General features: G+C 63.0%; 17 protein-coding genes. 7 read left to right on the plus strand and 10 right to left on the minus strand.

Features of this window, described 5'->3' with window-relative positions:
• Window positions 1-60: 60 nt before the first annotated feature.
• The 4 genes from QYH69_RS25900 to QYH69_RS25915 form a co-directional block, all read right to left on the minus strand.
• Window positions 61-378, minus strand: a complete 318-nt coding sequence (locus QYH69_RS25900; protein ID WP_308834582.1) for a chaperone modulator CbpM — start codon at window positions 376-378, stop codon at window positions 61-63.
• Window positions 375-1325, minus strand: a complete 951-nt coding sequence (locus tag QYH69_RS25905; RefSeq protein ID WP_308834583.1) for a DnaJ C-terminal domain-containing protein — start codon at window positions 1323-1325, stop codon at window positions 375-377. The genes QYH69_RS25900 and QYH69_RS25905 overlap by 4 nt, the downstream gene beginning before the upstream one ends.
• A gap of 136 nt (window positions 1326-1461) precedes the next feature.
• Entirely contained in the window at window positions 1462-1743 is a 282-nt protein-coding gene (locus QYH69_RS25910) for a methyl-accepting chemotaxis protein (RefSeq protein WP_308834609.1), read from the minus strand.
• A 44-nt stretch (window positions 1744-1787) separates the two neighbouring features.
• Window positions 1788-2417: a hypothetical protein gene (locus tag QYH69_RS25915; RefSeq protein WP_308834584.1), complete on the minus strand. Its 630-nt coding sequence runs from the start codon at window positions 2415-2417 to the stop codon at window positions 1788-1790.
• A gap of 902 nt (window positions 2418-3319) precedes the next feature.
• On the opposite strand from QYH69_RS25915, the gene QYH69_RS25920 reads away from it, so the two are divergent.
• The 7 genes from QYH69_RS25920 to QYH69_RS25950 all read left to right on the plus strand — a co-directional run bounded on the left by QYH69_RS25920 (window position 3320) and on the right by QYH69_RS25950 (window position 9027).
• Window positions 3320-3823 carry a DUF1097 domain-containing protein gene (locus QYH69_RS25920; RefSeq protein WP_308834585.1) on the plus strand — a complete coding sequence of 168 codons (504 nt, stop codon included), beginning with the start codon at window positions 3320-3322 and terminating at the stop codon, window positions 3821-3823.
• A gap of 204 nt (window positions 3824-4027) precedes the next feature.
• Window positions 4028-5050: a GTP-binding protein gene (locus tag QYH69_RS25925; protein ID WP_308834586.1), complete on the plus strand. Its 1023-nt coding sequence runs from the start codon at window positions 4028-4030 to the stop codon at window positions 5048-5050.
• On the plus strand, window positions 5047-5790 hold the full coding sequence (nthB, locus tag QYH69_RS25930) for a nitrile hydratase subunit beta (protein WP_308834587.1): 744 nt from the start codon (window positions 5047-5049) through the stop codon (window positions 5788-5790). Before QYH69_RS25925 ends, nthB begins: the two co-directional genes overlap by 4 nt.
• Window positions 5791-5805: 15 nt before the next feature.
• On the plus strand, window positions 5806-6429 hold the full coding sequence (nthA, locus tag QYH69_RS25935; protein WP_075159682.1) for a nitrile hydratase subunit alpha: 624 nt from the start codon (window positions 5806-5808) through the stop codon (window positions 6427-6429).
• 10 nt (window positions 6430-6439) lie between these two features.
• Window positions 6440-6793, plus strand: a complete 354-nt coding sequence (locus QYH69_RS25940; RefSeq protein ID WP_308834588.1) for a nitrile hydratase accessory protein — start codon at window positions 6440-6442, stop codon at window positions 6791-6793.
• Window positions 6794-6834: 41 nt separating this feature from the next.
• Window positions 6835-7884 carry a HoxN/HupN/NixA family nickel/cobalt transporter gene (locus QYH69_RS25945; RefSeq protein WP_308834589.1) on the plus strand — a complete coding sequence of 350 codons (1050 nt, stop codon included), beginning with the start codon at window positions 6835-6837 and terminating at the stop codon, window positions 7882-7884.
• A gap of 93 nt (window positions 7885-7977) precedes the next feature.
• Window positions 7978-9027, plus strand: a complete 1050-nt coding sequence (locus tag QYH69_RS25950) for a GlxA family transcriptional regulator (protein WP_308834590.1) — start codon at window positions 7978-7980, stop codon at window positions 9025-9027.
• An 88-nt stretch (window positions 9028-9115) separates the two neighbouring features.
• Here QYH69_RS25950 and QYH69_RS25955 read toward each other — a convergent pair whose 3' ends face one another.
• The 6 genes from QYH69_RS25955 to QYH69_RS25980 all read right to left on the minus strand — a co-directional run bounded on the left by QYH69_RS25955 (window position 9116) and on the right by QYH69_RS25980 (window position 17181).
• Window positions 9116-11314, minus strand: coding sequence for a xanthine dehydrogenase family protein molybdopterin-binding subunit (locus QYH69_RS25955; RefSeq protein ID WP_308834591.1), 2199 nt, complete (start codon window positions 11312-11314; stop codon window positions 9116-9118).
• Between the two features lie 3 nt (window positions 11315-11317).
• Window positions 11318-11779 carry a (2Fe-2S)-binding protein gene (locus QYH69_RS25960; protein WP_075159687.1) on the minus strand — a complete coding sequence of 154 codons (462 nt, stop codon included), beginning with the start codon at window positions 11777-11779 and terminating at the stop codon, window positions 11318-11320.
• A 418-nt stretch (window positions 11780-12197) separates the two neighbouring features.
• The gene (locus QYH69_RS25965; protein ID WP_308834592.1) at window positions 12198-13919 is read right to left on the minus strand and encodes a tannase/feruloyl esterase family alpha/beta hydrolase; all 1722 of its coding nucleotides are present in this window, start codon (window positions 13917-13919) and stop codon (window positions 12198-12200) included.
• A 70-nt stretch (window positions 13920-13989) separates the two neighbouring features.
• Window positions 13990-14781, minus strand: a complete 792-nt coding sequence (locus QYH69_RS25970; protein WP_308834593.1) for an SDR family oxidoreductase — start codon at window positions 14779-14781, stop codon at window positions 13990-13992.
• A gap of 102 nt (window positions 14782-14883) precedes the next feature.
• Complete coding sequence (locus QYH69_RS25975) at window positions 14884-16221, minus strand: MFS transporter (protein ID WP_308834594.1); 1338 nt, start codon at window positions 16219-16221, stop codon at window positions 14884-14886.
• Window positions 16222-16242: 21 nt separating this feature from the next.
• Window positions 16243-17181, minus strand: a complete 939-nt coding sequence (locus tag QYH69_RS25980) for a 3-keto-5-aminohexanoate cleavage protein (protein WP_308834595.1) — start codon at window positions 17179-17181, stop codon at window positions 16243-16245.
• Between the last annotated feature and the right edge of the window lie 64 nt (window positions 17182-17245).

The following is a 17245-nucleotide window of genomic DNA, read 5'->3' on the forward strand; positions in this document are numbered from 1 at the left end:
TCGCCGACCGTCTCGAACACGGGGGCTTTTTCCATGTCGAGCGGAGGCATACCGCCGCGGTCATTTGCTGCGCGAATGTTTGGAGCGTGTCTTCAGCGTCTCGATTTCGTCGAGCAGATCAAGCGCGAGCGCGATGCCCGGCGCGTTAACCTGGAGGTCGTGAGCCAGCCGGAACGCGGTGCGCACGCGCTGCAGGGAGGCGCCGCCGAATCGCCATTCCTGCGGCGCAGCGCCCTTTGGCTCGAAAACGCCCTCGGCAACCCAAAGCTTGATCTCTTCTTCCGATGCGCCGCTTACTCGACTCAGCTCGACAAGCGTGAACTCAACGTTGTCATCGACAATCTGCCCTGCGATATAGGTCGTCTCGAAGTCTTTCATGATGCGCCACCCATAAAACGCGCACGCGGGTCGAAGTCAAACGCTTTGCGCATGGTGTCGTAAGCCGCTTTAGCCGTTTCGCTGTCGGCGGGCGGCAATACGATATTCAGGATCGTGTACATGTCCCCGGGCGGATTCCCGGGAATTCCCTTGCCCTTGAGTCGCATGCGCGTGCCGCCCGCCGAGCCCTTCGGCACGCTCATTTCGACCCATCCGTCAGGCGTCGGCACCGTTACGCGTGCGCCAAGCGCCGCTTCCCACGGCGCCACCGGCAGGTCGAGCAGGACATCGGCGCCCTCGATGCGAAAGCGCGGATGCTCGCGAAACGCAATTTCGAGGTAGAGGTCCCCCGCCGGCCCGTCCCCGACGGCGGCTCCTCCCTGGCCGGCAAGCCGCAAATGCTGTCCGGCTCGCACGCCTTTGGGAATCGAGACGTTCAATGTGCGTGACTGCAGCGAGACACGGCCGCGCGCATCGACGACCGGCAATTGCAAAGAGATCGTCCGTTTTGCGCCGCGATAGGCGTCCTCGAGGTCGATGAGCACCTTCGCATGGTGATCCTGTCCCATCGCGTGCGAGGATCCGCGCCGTGCATGCTCCGTTCGCGCACCGCCGAACATCGCCTCGAAAAAATCATTGAGACTCGCGTGCGTCGCGTCCTCGTCGCCGGCGCCGCGGAACTCGAAACCTTCATCCCAGTTCGGGGGCGGCTGAAAGTCCTCGCCGCTGTGCCAATGCGTGCCCATGCGGTCGTAGGCGGCACGCTTTTCCGGATCCTTGAGCACCTCGTAGGCTTCGCCCAATTCCTTGAAGCGATCCTCCGCGTCCGCGTCCTTACTGACGTCCGGATGGTATTTGCGCGCGAGCTTGCGATATGCGCGCTTGATGTCCTCCTGAGCCGCCGTACGCTCGACGCCCAAGGTTGCGTAATAGTCCTTGTATTTCATCTGAAGAATGCCCCAGGCAGACGTACACGGAAGCGGTCATACGGCACGATGCAGCAGCAACTCTCGTTTGCGTTGCACGGATAACAGTAGCACTGAACCGCGCGCGATCAGTCGCAGTGTCGGTCGGTTCGCCTCCCTAAGCCGACTTCAGCCTGAACACCGCAACCGGCTTGCGCAATACCACTGCCTGTTCTTCGAGCGAAGGGGCCGCCGCCGATGCCTGTTCGACGAGCGCCGCGTTCTGCAGCGTGGTCGAGTCCATCTGCATCACGGCGCGGTTGGTGTCCTCGATGCCCGCGCTTTGCTCTTGAGCCGCCGCGAAGATTTCGGTCATGTATTCGCTGACCGTCTTCGCGGACGACACGATGTCGGTCATCGTGTGGCCCGCCCGGTCGGCCAGCGACGAACCTTCGGCAATCCTGTCGAGCGGGCTCGGGTCCGCAACCCCGGCCCGCTACGCCTTTATTGCCATACCTGGTAAATCATCGGCCCGTTGCTGTACGGCCTCGGATACGACCCCGCCCAGTACCCGGCCCGATAGACGGGGTAGGGACTCGTGACTGCAACGACCGGCTGCACGACCGTTTGCACCGGATACGGCGGAAACTCTTCCTGCGCGTAGACGGGAACGTACGGAACCGTACGCACCGGCGGCGCATACGGTTGCTGCACATAGACGGGCTGCTGCCGATACGGCGAAGGACCGTCTTCATACGCCGGCGCCTGCGCATAAACAGGCTGAGACTGGTAATGCGGCGCAGGTGGTGCATACCTCGGTTGCTGCTGCGCCGCAGCCTGGTAACGCGGCTGAGTCGCCATTGCACGCTGCGTTGCCTGCGGCGGTTGCGGGACCGGTGTCACCTCGGCCTCGTCTTCTTCATCGCCCGGCATGCCAGGCGGAAGAGGCGGCACATCTTTAGCCTTGGCTGGCTTTGCCGTTTGCTTCAACTGGTCCCGCAACGAAGCGTACGTTTCGGCGTCCTCCTTCGCCCGGGCAGCGTAGCCGTTGTGGTAGGCATCGCTCAGGTCTTTCTGGCGGGCCTTGTTTTCCTCATCGGCTGTCATACGTTCTTCGCCGGGATCGAGCGACACGTCCGTCCCGCCGTTGTCGTATGCCGATTTTGGACCGTCTGCAAATGCTGGAATGGATTGCAGCGATGGCGCTAAAACCACCGAAGCAACCGCAATCCCTAACAACGATTTAGTTCTCATGGTTTCACCTCGTAGCTAGAGGACAAATGAAAATGCGTAAGCGACCTCCCTGCTGGACCCCGTGCCGATACGCAGCCACATGTGCCGTAACCGACGGCAATCTTCTCGTGACTGCATAGCGCTCCCCGAAAGTCCGATCTCTTGAGCATTTCACGGTCTCTATCGCGACGGTGCGAACTGGCTCATGCATGGCTTGCATATCGCATATCGTCCGTCGATCACCGGTAACGGCTTCGGGATGCCTGCCAGGCATCTCCGGCCATTAGCGATGGCGCTATTCATTTCCCCTGTCCGGCTTCATTGCCGGAACGCTTATATGCGCAAAGACGGCGCCAGTTAACGAACGCCGTTGAAACCATGTCGGCAATCGGATGGTGTTCGATCGAAATTGGAAACTCCGTGCGGGAATACTCACATCCTGTAGCGGGGTTGCGGGGGGAAACACTAGTTGCCGCACGATGATGGCGGTTCGCAGGGAGCGCGAGTCGTGCCCGTGCATACCGCGACGCACGGATTCGGTGACCTTCGCACCACACTGGGCCGCCTGAAGCCGTTGTGCCCCATCTCGTGTCTCCCACCGCACGCCTCTCCACCCATTCGCTGGTGTCCGTCGAATGGCCAACCCGTTCGTTTCGGACACTCGCTCCGTCGTTTCCGGCCAATCGTCGCAAGAGCGCGGACAGCGTCGCCAGGACGGCCCGGAAATCGCTGAAGACTCGCCGTTCAAGCGCTTTTCGCCGCTTTTCCGATGTCGTTTGCATCCATTTCAACCGGAGAGTTTGATGAAACAGTCAGAGGCATACACGCTAAGCATCGGCGTGCTGGCAGTCGTCGATACGTGGCTGACGGGCACGGTCTTCCCCGTGCCCGTGTGGGTCACGTTTATCGCGTGGGCGTCCTTCTTTGTGCTAGGCGGAGGAACAGCAGGGTTCGTGAAAAGCGTCGCGTCGAATCTGACCGGCCTGCTGATCAGTTCGCTGACGCTGCTTGCAATCGCGACGACTCACCGGAGCGACTTCGCCATCGCGATTTGCGTGGGCATCGGCAGCGCCGCGATGGTGCAGGCGTCGAAGATCAGGCTGCTCGATGTGCTGCCCGCGATCGTCTGGGGCTTTGCTTCGACCGTCGGCACGACGGTGGCCACCGGCAAAGCGATCACCACGCCTGGCATCTCGAATCCGGCGCTCGTTGCGGCCGCTGCGCTCGTCGCGGGCGCGGTGTTCGGTTTGGTCTCGGAGCGGCTCGGCAACGCGCTGACGTTCAAGCGCGACGTGCGCCTCAACTAGCGTCGCGAGTTCCGTCCGCATCGCGGTACGCACGTGCATGGAGACGTGAATCTGTCCGTTTTGGTCGGTTCGGGCATTTTACGCCGTCCGCGCATCTGTCTGGCGACAATGTCCGCCCACAGAGGGACAGCGGCGGTTCTACCGAGCAAAAAGCCATTATCTTGCTGATATATCAGCACTGCCTCGCGACAAACGGAGGACAAAATGCGTATCAGGAAACTCCCCACGACGGTCATCACCGGCTTTCTGGGGGCGGGCAAGACAACCTTGGTCAACCATATCCTCGACGCCACGCGGCCCATGCGGATCGGCATCGTGGTAAACGAATTCGGTGAAGTCGGTATCGATGGGCAATTGATCGTAGCCGACGAGCAAGCGGTTATCGAAATCAGCAATGGGTGCGTGTGCTGCACGGTTCGCAGCGACCTCGTCGACAGTGTGCTGCAGCTGCTCGCGCGCTACGGCGACGGGCTCGATCGTCTGATCGTCGAGACCTCGGGCCTTGCCGATCCCGCGCCGGTCCTGCAGACGTTCCTCGCCGATCCCAGGGTGCGCGAGTGCGTCGAACTGGAATCGGTGATCGCGGTGGTCGACGCACGGCATGCGCGAGGCCAGTTGAGCGACGACATTGCGCGCGAGCAGATCGTGTTCGCGGACCGCATTGTGATCAACAAGACCGATCTCGTCGCGCCGCCCGGCATCGTCGAACTTGCGTCGACCATCCGCGCGCTGAATCCGACCGCGACGCTCGACTTCGCGATGCGCTCCGCCGTCGATATCGACGCGCTGCTCGGCCGGCGCAGTTTCTCGATCGACGATCTGCTCGCCGTCGAACCCGGGCTGCTCGCCGAAGACGAACACGACCACGAGCACGACACAAGTATCGAGTCGTGCGCATTTCGCATTCCGGGCGAGCTCGACGGCATGCGCTTTAACCGCTGGGCGAATCAGGTCGTGCAGAAGCAGGGCGCGTCGCTGCTGCGGATGAAAGGCGTGCTGAACGTCAGCGGCGAATCGCGGCGCCTGCATTTTCACAGCGTGCACATGCTGACGGAGACGAACTTCGGCAAGGCATGGACAGCCGGTGAAGCGCGCGAGAGCCGGCTCGTGGCGATCGGTCGCGCACTCGATGCAGACGCGCTGCGCGCGGGTCTGCTCGATTGCGTCGTTCGTCCAGCCGCAATTGGACTGGCAGAAATTCCATTACCCATCGGGAGCACAGCGTGAAGTTACAGCACCATATTGGAGGCATTGAAAATCTTGGGCCCGTCAATCTCGACACGCGAGTCTTCGTCGAATCCTGGGAGAAGCGTATTTTCGGCATCCACACCACGATGATGGCCGAGAGCGCACATCTGGCGGATGCATTGCACGCCTATCCGGTCAGGGAATTGCCGACGCGCTTCAAAAGCAACTGGACGTGGGCATCGCTGCGCACCGGCGCGGAAGGCATGCAGCCGTTCGATTACTTCAAGTACCGCTACTACGAGAAGTGGCTCGGCGGCATCGCCCAGTTCTTCGTCGACGCGGGCTATATCAGTGCCGCGGAGCTCGACGAGAAAAGCGCGTTCTATCGCGCGCATCCGGATGCCGCATTGCCCGATAGTCCAAACGCGGCGCTTGCCGCGCAGATCGACGCGTATCTGCAGAACGGCGATTCCGGCTTTCACGAGCCGGCTGGCGCACCGCGCTTCGCGGCGGGCGATACCGTCCGCGTCGCCGACCCGGATCCGGTCGATCACACGCGCCTGCCGGGCTATTTGCGCAACAGGACCGGCAAAGTCGAACGGGTCTATCCGGGCAGCTTCTCGTACTTCGTGTCGACAGGCGTCGACGGCGTCGGCCAGCCGATGCCCGTCTATCGGATCGCATTCGACGCCGCCGATATCTGGGGCCCCGACAAGAGCGAACCCAACACGACCATTTACGCGGACCTGTTCGAAGCATACGTGCAAGCCGCCAACTGAACGGAGACAGGCAACATGAGCGAAATCTTTGGTTTTCCTGAAGACCGCGAGGCAACCAGTGCGGCGAAGGTCCGTGCGCTCGAAGCGCTGCTGATCGAGAAGGGCATTATCGGCAGCGATTCGGTCGACACCGTGCTGCGTCATTTCGAAACCGTCGCGGGTCCGTTCAACGGCGCAAAGATCGTGGCGCGCGCCTGGGTCGACCCCGAGTACCGGAAGCGGCTCGTCGCGGACACCCCTGCGGCGATCGCCGAACTCGATCTGCCGGTCGGCATGGCCGGTGCGGAAGGCGAGCACATGGCAGCCGTCGCCAATGACGAGAACGTGCACAACCTGATCATCTGTACGCTGTGTTCTTGCTATCCGTGGCCGGTGCTGGGCCTGCCGCCCTACTGGTACAAAGACCCGGTGTTCCGCGCGCGCGGCGTGCGCGAACCGCGCGCCGTGCTGCGCGAGTTCGGTGTCAGCGTGCCGGACACCAAGGAAGTGAAAGTATGGGACAGTAGCGCGCAGATTCGCTGGTTCGTGATCCCCGAACGCCCGGCGAACACCGACGGCATGAGCGAGGAAGCACTCGCCGCGCTGGTCACGCCGGAATCGATGATGGGCGTTGCGCTGGTCGCTGCCCCGCAACCATAGGGAGCGCACGATGTTCATGCGATTCGAGGAGTACGCCGCGGCATCGATGCTCGGCGAGCCGGACTCGCCGCCGCGACTCGACGGCAAGCTGTTCTTCACCCAGCGTTGGGAACGCGACGTGTTCGGGCTTGCCCTTTCGCTTTCGAAGGCCGGTTGTTTCGAGTGGGAAGACTTCAGGCAGAGTCTGATCGCGTCGATCGCGCGATGGGAGTCGATGGACTGTGCGAATCAACCGCGCTGGGACTATTACGAGCGGTTCCTCGAAGCGCTCGTGAGCGTGGTCGAGTCGAGCGGTATCATTTCGAGGGCCGAACTCGAGCGCGTGCTGGCCGCCCGCAAAACTGCGGCCCCCATCGCTCCGTGATTCACGACGTCACCCTGCACACACTGCATAGGACACCGTTCATGTCTACCATAACCGTAAGCTCGCGCTCCGCCGCTTCGACGCGAGGCAAAGTCGTTGCGATGTATATCGCGCTTGGATTGATCAACGTGTTCGCGTGGGGATGGGCGTATGCGGTCCTGCGCGCGTCGCCGGCGCTGATCGGCGCGGCGTTCCTCGCGTACAGTTTCGGCCTGCGTCATGCGATGGATGCGGACCATATCGCGGCGATCGACAATGTCACGCGCAATCTGATGAACGACGGCAAGCGCCCGGTCTCGGTCGGCTTCTTCTTCGCACTCGGGCATTCGCTGACCGTGGTGGTCGGCGCGGTCGTCGTGGCATTGGCCACAAAAGCGCTCGCGCATCACTTCGATGCGTTCAGACAAACGGGCGCGATAATCGGCAGTGTCGTGTCGGCATCGTTCCTGCTGGCGATCGGCGTGCTCAACCTCGTTCTGCTGGCCGAGCTCGTGCGTGCATTCAGGCGGATGAAAAGCGGACGCATACAGGAGATCGGCGACCCGCGGCTGCTGCAGTTCGACGGCAATCTGCTCGCGCGCATCTTCAAGCCGCTGTTTCGTTTCGTCCGCTCGAGCTGGCTCATGCTGCCGCTCGGCATGCTGTTCGGCATCGGCTTCGAAACGGCCACTGAAGTCGCATTGCTCGGCACCTCGGCCTCGCAGGCATCGGAAGGTCTGTCGATGTGGACCATCCTTGTCTTTCCATGTCTTTTCGCCGCCGGCATGCTGACCGTCGACACGACCGATGGCATTCTGATGCTTGGCGCCTATGGCTGGGCATTCGTCAAGCCGTTGCGCAAGCTGTACTACAACCTGACGATCACGTTGATCTCGACCGCCGTGGCACTGTTGATCGGCGGGATCGAGGCGCTTGGCATCGCGGCACAGGTGCTGAGCCTGTCGGGGCCTTTCTGGCATTTCGTCGACACGCTCAACGACAATTTCGGCGCACTCGGTTACACCATCGTCGGAATCTTTATTGCTGGTTGGATCGTCTCGGCGTTGCTCTATAAAATCAAAGGCTACGACAGGGATGTCGCCGCCGTCTGACCGGCATGTCGCGCGGTGCGGCGCACCCTCATGCCGGCGCCGCGCAACTGCCCACGTCGGCTCTGTCGCTGCACGTATCTGTGGGTGATTTCGATGAAACGCATCAAGATTGGCCTCGTCGTGTTTCCCGGCTTCCAGCTTCTCGATATCGCCGGGCCGCGCGACGCGTTCGGCGAGGTCAAGGTGTTGAGCCGCGGCGAATGCGAGTACGAAATGCTCACAGTCGGCACGACGCGGGGCGCCGTGCAGTCGTCGAGCGGTATGACGGTCACGCCCGATCGCACGATCTTCGACGTCTGTCCCGAGTTCGATACGATTATCGTGCCCGGCGGGCTGGGCATTTTCGATGTGTTCGACGACCCGGCACTGAGCGAATGGCTGCGCCAGCAGTACCGGCGCGTGCGGCGGCTTTGCGCGATCTGCAACGGCCTGTTCGCGCTCGGGCCGGCAGGGCTGCTGGACAACCGCGTCGTGACGACGCACTGGATGGACGTACCGCGGCTTTCGGCTACTTTCCCGAAGGCGCGCATCGAGCCCGACCATATCTACGTGAGCGACGGCAGCATCTATACGACAGCCGGCGTAACGGCCGGCATCGACCTGTCGCTTGCGCTGATCGAGGAAGATTTCGGCAAGGCGATGGCGCTCGACGTTGCGAAGTACCTGATCGTGTACCTGCGCCGTGCGGGCGGCCAATCGCAATTCAGCCCGCTGCTCGAGTCGCAGGCGGCGCCCGGTTCGCAAACGCGCGCGCTGCAACACTACATTCTCGACAACCTGCAAGCGGAACATACGGTTGAATCGCTTGCGCAACGCGTGCACATGAGTTCGCGCAATCTCGCGCGGACTTTCATCAAGGAATGTGGCATGACGCCGATCACATTCCTGAGCAACGCGCGTATCGACGCTGCGCGGCGCTATCTGGAATCGACCGATCTGTCGCTACGCGAGATCGCGAAACAGTGCGGGTTCGATGGCACCGATGCATTGCGGCGCGTCTTTGCACGCCGCCTGCAGATCAACCCCAGTGAATATCGCGAGCGTTTTCGAACCGGCAACGCGACGCCGGCGGACGACACGGCACGCGAGGCGAAGCCCGCGTCGAAGAAGGCCGGGTCCGCTGCGCGAAGCGCATCGGCGTAAGCGCCGAGCCGGGTAAGTCACGCACGGCGGATCGGGTTCCGCACTCCGGCACCCGATCCGCCGAGACTTGCAGCTGGCCGTACCCGCGTCAGGCAGTCTTCTCCCGAGCAAACGGCAGCGAGTACGACCGTTTGCCCGTCGCTGCGAAAATCGCGTTAGCCACTGCGGGCCCGACCGGTGCGACGCCCGGTTCGCCGATACCGGTGGGCGCCTGCGCGGACTGCACGATGTGCACTTCGACCTTTGGCATTTCGTTCATGCGCAGCACCTGATAGCCGTCGAAGTTGTTCTGTTCGACGCGCCCGTCCTTCAACGTGATCGCGCCGTACAGCGCGGCGCCGAGGCCATAGCCGATGCCGCCTTCGATCTGCGCGGCGATCACGTCGGGGTTGATCGGCGTGCCGCAGTCGACCGCGCAGACCACACGGTCCACTTTAACCTTGCCGTCCTTGTCCACCGAGACTTCGGCCACCTGCGCGACGAAGGTGTGAAATGCCTCGGCCACCGCGATGCCGCGGCCCTTGCCCGGCGGCAGCGGCGTGTTGCTCCAGCCCGCTTTGCTTGCCGCCAGATCGAGCACGCCGCGCATGCGCGGCTGGTTGGCGAGCAGATTGCGCCGGAACGTGTACGGATCCTGGCCTGCCGCATGCGCCGCTTCGTCGATGAATGCCTCGACGGCATACGCGGTGTGCGAGCTGCCGACCACCCGCCACCACAGCACCGGTACGCCGGCGCGCGTGGTCGCAAGCTCGACCGACAGGTTCGGGATCGCGTAGGCGATGTTCGCCGCGCCTTCCACTGAAGTCGAATCGATACCGTTCTTCGCGAGACCGGAGAACGGTGTGTCCGCAACGATCGATTGGCCGACGATGCGGTGCTGCCAGCCCACCAGCTGGCCGTCGTTCGTCAATCCGGCTTCGAGTTTGTGAAAATAGGTCGGCCGGTACAAGCCGCCGTGAATATCGCATTCGCGGGTCCATTGCAGCTTCAGCGGCGTGCCGTTCGCGCCCAGCGCTTTGGCGATCGAGACCGCTTCGACGATGTAGTCCGAACCCGGATTCGCGCGCCGTCCGAAACTGCCGCCCGCATACAGCGTATGGATCTTCACCTGTTGCGGTTCGAGCCCCGCGGTGCGCGCGGCATTGGCCTGGTCGACGGTCTGGAACTGGTCGCCGGCCCAGATTTCGCAACTGTCGGCGGTCAGCTTGACGACTGCGTCGAGCGGCTCCATCGGCGCGTGCGCAAGGTACGGAAATTCATAGCTTGCGGAAATTTTGCGCGGCGCGCCGGCAATTGCTTTCGCGGCGTCGCCTTCGGTACGCGCCGGCAGGCCAGGCTGCTCGGCGAGCTTGCGATACTCGGCCATGATGGCGTCCGAGCTGCGCTTTTCCGCATGCGTGTCGTCCCATTCCACTTTCAGCGCGTCGCGACCCTGCTTCGCGGCCCAGAAGCTCTTCGCCACTACCGCGACGCCGCGCGGTATCTGCACGACCTCGACGACGCCGGGCACGGCCTTTGTCGCGCTCGCATCGAACGACCTGACCGTGCCGCCGAACTGCGGCGGACGCTGCACCAGCGCGACCAGCATGCCGGGGAACGTGACGTCGATGGTGAACTGCGCGGTGCCGTTGGTTTTCGGCGGCACATCGACGCGCGGCACACGCGTGCCGATCAGCCTGAAGTCTTTCGGATCCTTCAGCGTCACCTTTTCCGGCACCGGCAGCGCAGACGCCTGCGCCACCAGCGAGCCGTAGCTTGCGTGCCGGCCGCTCGCGTCGTGATAGACGACGCCGCGCTCGGTGCGCAGCGACGCAGCCGGCACCTGCCATTGCTGCGCGGCGGCCGAAACGAGCATCGCGCGGCCCTTCGCGCCGGCCTCGCGCAGCTGCGTCCACGAATTGGCCATCGCCGAGCTGCCGCCGGTACCCTGCATCTTGCCGAACGCGAGGTTCGCATAGCGCGTCGCATCGGCGGGCGCGCTTTCGACGCGCACGTTGGACCAGTCGGCATCGAGTTCTTCGGCGACGATCGTCGCAATGCCGGTGTAGGCACCCTGGCCCATCTCGACGTGCTTCGCGATGACGGTCACGCTGTTATCGGCGCCGATGCGCAGGAACGCATTGGGCGCAAACGTGCCGCTGCCGGCCGGCGTTTCCGCGGCAAGCGCGTGTTTGCCGAGGCCGCCCCATTCGAAGCCGATGGTCAGCGCGAGCGCGGCAGCAGTGCCGACGCCTTTCAGGAACGTGCGCCGTGCCGGGCGCTGTACATCCACGATATCGGTCGTCATCGTTCACCCCTGCATCGATTCGGCAGCCGTGTGGATCGCAGCGCGAATGCGCGTGTAGGTCGCACAGCGGCAGATGTTGCCGCTCATCGCGGCATCGATGTCCGCATCGGTGGGCGCGGGTTTTTCGGTGAGCAGCGCGGTGGCCGACATCACCTGGCCCGACTGGCAGTAGCCGCACTGCGGCACCTGATGTTTGACCCATGCGGCCTGGATCGCTTGCGCCTGTTTGCTGTGCAGCCCTTCGATGGTCGTGACGTGGCGACCGGCCACCGCCGACAGCGGCATCATGCACGAGCGGATCGGCTGGCCTTCGAGATGTACCGTGCAAGCGCCGCATTGCGCCATGCCGCAGCCGAACTTCGTGCCGTGCAGGCCGGCTACTTCGCGAATCGCCCATAACAGCGGCATGTTGGGATCGGCGTCCAGCGTGGTGGACTTGCCATTGAGTATCAACGTGGTCGACATCGACTGCTCCGTGGAGAGGATGGTTTTGTGGTTGTGCGTTTGCGCATGCTTGGCGCAGGGCAGCGCTGCCGGCTAGCTGCCGTCAGCGGCGCATGTTCCGCGTGGCGCGGATGCGCAATACATTGCCGGGCGTCTGGGTTGGTGTCCGCGAGTGAGGCCGGACGCGGCGGCGGCAACGTGCCAGAGTTTCGCCGAAAAAGCGCGGATAAGGGTTGTTCGAAACTCCTGAAAACTTGCCTAATCCTGTTTGATCATCTGGTCATCACGATGAATGATGACCGGCGGACGGCCGCACAATGCGCAATGCATTCAGACGCGAGGATGGCGATGCGCGCGGCGCGCGGCGCGCGGCGCGCGGCGGTCGTGCGCGAGGCGGCTTTCTTTTTAGCCGACCGCTTTCGACGGCAGGGTTCACGGCTCATTGAACACATTGAAAGGAGGCGGCCGAATTGACGTCGCCACCTTTGTATTCGGGCCATTCCGGATAGTCGCACAATGGTCGCGTGCGGCCGGGCACCCCTGCCGTGTCGGTGGTCACTTGTCCGACGGGTGCCACGCCATCCTCTGCCCATTGCTCGAGGGCAGTCAGCGAGTCCCAGGTGGCATTGAATACGCTGCTTGCTGCGTGGCCCATGCCGGGGATCTCGTAGTAGCGCACGAACGTGCTGACCTGATCGACGCCCATTTGCGATTGAAGTCGCTGATAGTACTGCTCAGTCGCGCGCGTGCTCACCAGCACGTCGACCAGCCCATGTACGAGCAGCAGCTTTCCGCCGCGCGCCTTGAAGGCGGAAATATCCGTAGAGGTATCGAGTTGCGAACTGAGCGCACTGATACGGCCGGCCCAAACGCCGGGTTGCTCCGGGTCGAGCGATAGCGAATCGAAGCCAGGATCGCGCGTGACCGAATACTTGAGCCACTGGTCGGTCAAGACACTGATGTAGGGCGCTGTCGCCGGCATCGTCTGAGCCGGCTGCGAGGTGCCGAACGCAAGGAACGTGACCTCGGGCTCGACCGGCGAAGTGCGGGTCGTGATACCGAGGTCGGCTCCCCAGACGTTGTAGCCGGGATATTGCGTCTCGCCGCTCGCAAGCGGAAAGCGGAAACGGGTGGGCGTGTTGATCGTCTGCAACGCGCCGATCTGCGCATCGGACAGGCAATTGTCGCCGGTGTCCGCGCCATTGGCGCAGCGCAGCGGAGCACCGTTGAGGACGGCGGTTGCCGGATCGAACTGCGCATTGCACTGCTGCTGATTGCTGATCAAGCCGTCGGCAACGCCGTCGAGCGCATCGCATGCCTCGATGGCGGCGTCATACAGGGATGCCCGTTTGCCGACGGAGAGATAGGCGCCCGGCTGCGCGAGCGCCCGGCTCATGCGATGTCCGCCGAGCAGCGCAGCCGCATCGTCCCAAGCCGGATACCACGCGATGGCGCCGTCCCAGTCGGACGGCCAGCGCTGAATAGCTGCAAGGGCTTCGCGGCCGCCCGTCGAGCCCCCCGCGAAGTAGGCCTTGCTGGGCATGCTTGCATAGCGTGCCTTGACGATCGCGAGCGCCGCGTCATGCGTTTTCTTGATCGCGTCCCCGCCAAAATTCGCCAGCGCTTCGTCGTTCAATCCGAAGCGTCCGTCCTGAGACCCGAGTGCGTTAGCCTGATGACCCGAGTCGCTCGCGAAAGTCGCATAGCCACGACCGAGCGGCGTGAGTTTGTCGGTCGGACCATTGGGCACGTTGCCTGTCACATCGGGGATGCTGCCATCGAAGCCGCCGCCGCCGAGCATCACGACCTTGCGGTTCCATTGCGCAGGCAGCGCGACCTCGAAGCGGATATCGGGTGCCGTCTGATCGACGGGGGCAATCTGGCCCGTCACCGCGCAGTATTCAGGCAATTGAGCGGCGCCTGTTCCGCTGGCGGCGATGGTTTTCGCCGCAGTCACCGTTGCTCCCGAGGTAGGCAACCCGATCGACGAAGCAGGCACTGCGAGGCCAGCGAGCTGTTCGCACGCCACACCTGCCGTCGCCGGCGAAGAAGCGCTGCCGGAAGCGCTGTCGCCGTCCCCGCCGCAACCCGCGAGGACCGAAACGATTGCCAGACAAGCCACGCACGCAACCTGCGGACGACCGGGGGGTTTCGCTGCCATGATGTCTCCGTTCTTCGTTCTGGCGGTATTCGACCGGCTTTTTGAAGAGAGGCCGCGACGCGCAGCCTTTCTAGAGATATTCGACGTTGCCGTCGACGCTGATCGCTTGTCCCGAGATGTGCTGACCCGCCGGCGACGCGAGGAACAGTGTCATCGCCGCGATATCGTCGGCCGTGACCATCCGGCGAAGCGAAATCTTGCGAAGGTATTCGTCCTTCATCGCCTCGAAGGTGACGCCTGTCGATGCGGCGCGGGCGGCAATCACGCGGTCCATGCGCTCGCCCTGCACGACGCCGGGCAGGATCGCATTGACGCGGATGTTGCCTGGTCCGAGCTCGATCGCAAGCGATTTCACGAGCCCGACAATGGCCCACTTGGTGGCCGCATACGGCGTGCGAAACGCGTAGCCGAGGCGCCCGGCAACCGACGACATCGCAATGATGCTGGCGCAATCCGACGTTTCCTTCAGGACCGGAACGGCCTTGCGCAGAAAGTAATACTGGCTGTTGAGGTTCGTCGAGATGGTGCGGTCCCATTCATCCGGACTGATCGCCTCGACCTCGCCCGTGGGCCCCGCGATGCCCGCGTTATTGACGAGAACATCGAGTCCGCCAAGTCTCGTGCGGGCGTCGTCGATCAGGTCGTCGACTTGCTGGCGGTTGCCCACGTCGGCCACGCCGGCGTGAAGTTCCGGATTGCGCTCTTTGGCCCGCTCGATCGCCGACGCGTCGACGTCGCAGATATAGACGTGAGCGTCGGCCTCGAGAAACGCGTCTGCGATCGCCGCCCCGATACCGGATGCCGCACCCGAAACCAATACGCGCAGCCCAGGTCGCGGCTTCAGGCGTTCAAGAACGTTCATAGGGTATCCTTATCAAATAGCCAGTCGAAATCATCGCGTGGCAATCGCGGTCCGGCGAGAATGTGCCGGGCAGAGCAGCCCGGCGAATCGACCTTCGATGTTTTATTGGACTGCGGCCATTCGCCCCGCTGCGGGCCGCTCTTCAGCGCGAATGGCCCGCGCGAGAAGCGGCACGAGGCCCAGGCCGACGACGGACGCCGCAACGATGACGTGAAAGCCTGAATCGCTTCTTTTGCTGAGCGTCTCCGCCAGACCGAACAGGTAAGGACCGGCGAATCCGCCCAGCAAACCGACTGTGTTGATGAAGGCGAGGCCGGCGGCGGCCTGGACACCCTGAAGTCGCTTCATCGCAACTGCCCAATACGATGGCAGAATGCCACCCGCGAAGAAGCCCGTTGTGCCAAGAAGAATGATTTGAACCGCCTGGCTTCCGGTCGCGATAAACGCGCAGCCGCTAATGACGAGGCCTGCAGTCAGGCTGCCGAGAAATGCGCAGTCGTTGCTCATGCGACGGTGAATGCGCGGAAGCGCGAGCACTCCGGCCAGGAAGCCAAAACCCACGCTGCTTGACAGCAGACCGACGAGCAGTGGCGACGTCACATGCATCTGGGCGACGATAGCGGGCGTGAAAAAGTACAGACCAACGAATGCGACCTGATTCAGGAAGTAAATCAGACTGATGAGGATCGTGGTGGGCCGCCTGATTGCAGCGAGCCAGTCTGCCGAGAACAGTTCCGCATGGCCATGGGTGTCGATGACCGCGTGCGATTCGAGGGCTTGCGCTTCCTGCGCCGTTAGCCATGCGACAGAAGCGGGCCGGTCCGGAAGCTTGAAATAAAGGACGATGCCCGCCACGATGGTCGGCACGCCCTCCAGCAGAAACATCCATTGCCACCCGCGCAAACCGCCGGCGCCGCCCAGTTGCATAAGCGCCGCGCCAAGCGGATTACCGACGATGAGTGCGATAGACGGGGCCGTGTAAATCCAGCCGACGGCGACAGCACGATCTATCGGCGCGAACCAGAGAGTCACCATGTACATAAGCGCCGGGAACAGTCCGGCCTCGGCAACCCCGAGCAGAACGCGAAGGATGTAGAACGACCACTCTCCTTGCACGAACATCATCGCTGTCGACAACACGCCCCAGCTCACGGCAATGCGAGCGATCCATCTGCGCGGTCCGACCCGATGTGCGGCCAGATTGCTCGGAACTTCGAGCAGCGCGTAGCCGATAAAGAAAATGCCCGCTCCGAGGCCATACGCGGCGGCACTGATGCCGAGATCCGCGGCAAGCGCGGCTTTGGCGAGCGCGACATTCGTGCGGTCGATGAACGACAGGAAATAGATCGCGCACATCAACGGGATGAGCCTTGCCATCGCCTTGCGCGTGGCAAGACGATGAGTGACGCTCGTGCCTTCGTCAACGGTAGTGGCATTCATAACGTCTCCGGAAATGCTCGCTCACGGCGAGACTTTGTCGCGTCCCTTCAGCCCGAGTATTTCGCGCGCGTCTGCCGGTGTTGCAATGTCGAACGACAGCTCTTCGAGAATCCGGCGGATTTTCCGGACCTGCTCGGCGTTCGTCTTTGCCTTCACGCCCCTCGACAGGTAGACGCTGTCTTCCAGTCCGACGCGAACGTTGCCGCCCATGATCGCGCCCATGGTCACGAGGGACATCTGGTGTCGACCGGCGCCGAGAACCGAGAACTGATACTGATCGCGGCCGAACAGACGGTCGGCCGTCGAGCGCATCACATTGAGGTTCTCCGGGTCGGGGCCTATGCCGCCGAGAATGCCGACTACGGACTGGATAAAGAACGGCGGCCTGATCAGTCCGATATCGACGAAATGGGCCAAATTGTAGAGGTGCCCCACGTCGTAACACTCGAATTCGAAGCGGGTACCGTACTCGCCGAACTCGGTCAGGATGTTTTTGATGTCGCGAAAGGTGTTACGGAAGATCATGTCCTCCATGCCTTCGACGTACTCCTTCTCCCAGTCGAATCGCCACGACGGCATCCTGGCCGCGATAGGGTGCAGCGAAAAATTCATCGAGCCCATGTTGAGCGAGCACATCTCGGGCTTCGCGACGCGTGCATAGGCCAATCGTTCATCGAGTGTCATGCGCGTGCTGCCGCCGGTCGAGATATTGATGACCGCGTCGGTCTGCGCGGCAATCGCCGGAACGAACTGCCTGAACACGTCAGGCGAGGGCGTCGGCCGGCCGTCGTCGGGATCGCGTGCGTGCAGATGCAGGATTGCCGCGCCGGCCTGCGCCGCTTCAATCGCTTGAGCCTGAATGTCCGCAGGGGTGAGCGGCAGGTACTCCGACATCGACGGAACATGCGCGGACCCTGTGACCGCACACGTAATGATGACCTTACGATTTGCGTTGCTCATTCTTTAGCGCGCCGCGAGGGCGCCCATGTCTCCGATATGTTTGCGGGGCCGCCGTTCAGCACGG

The sequence above is a fragment of the Paraburkholderia sp. SARCC-3016 genome (assembly GCF_031119615.1).
In the GTDB taxonomy this organism is placed as follows: Bacteria; Pseudomonadota; Gammaproteobacteria; order Burkholderiales; family Burkholderiaceae; genus Paraburkholderia.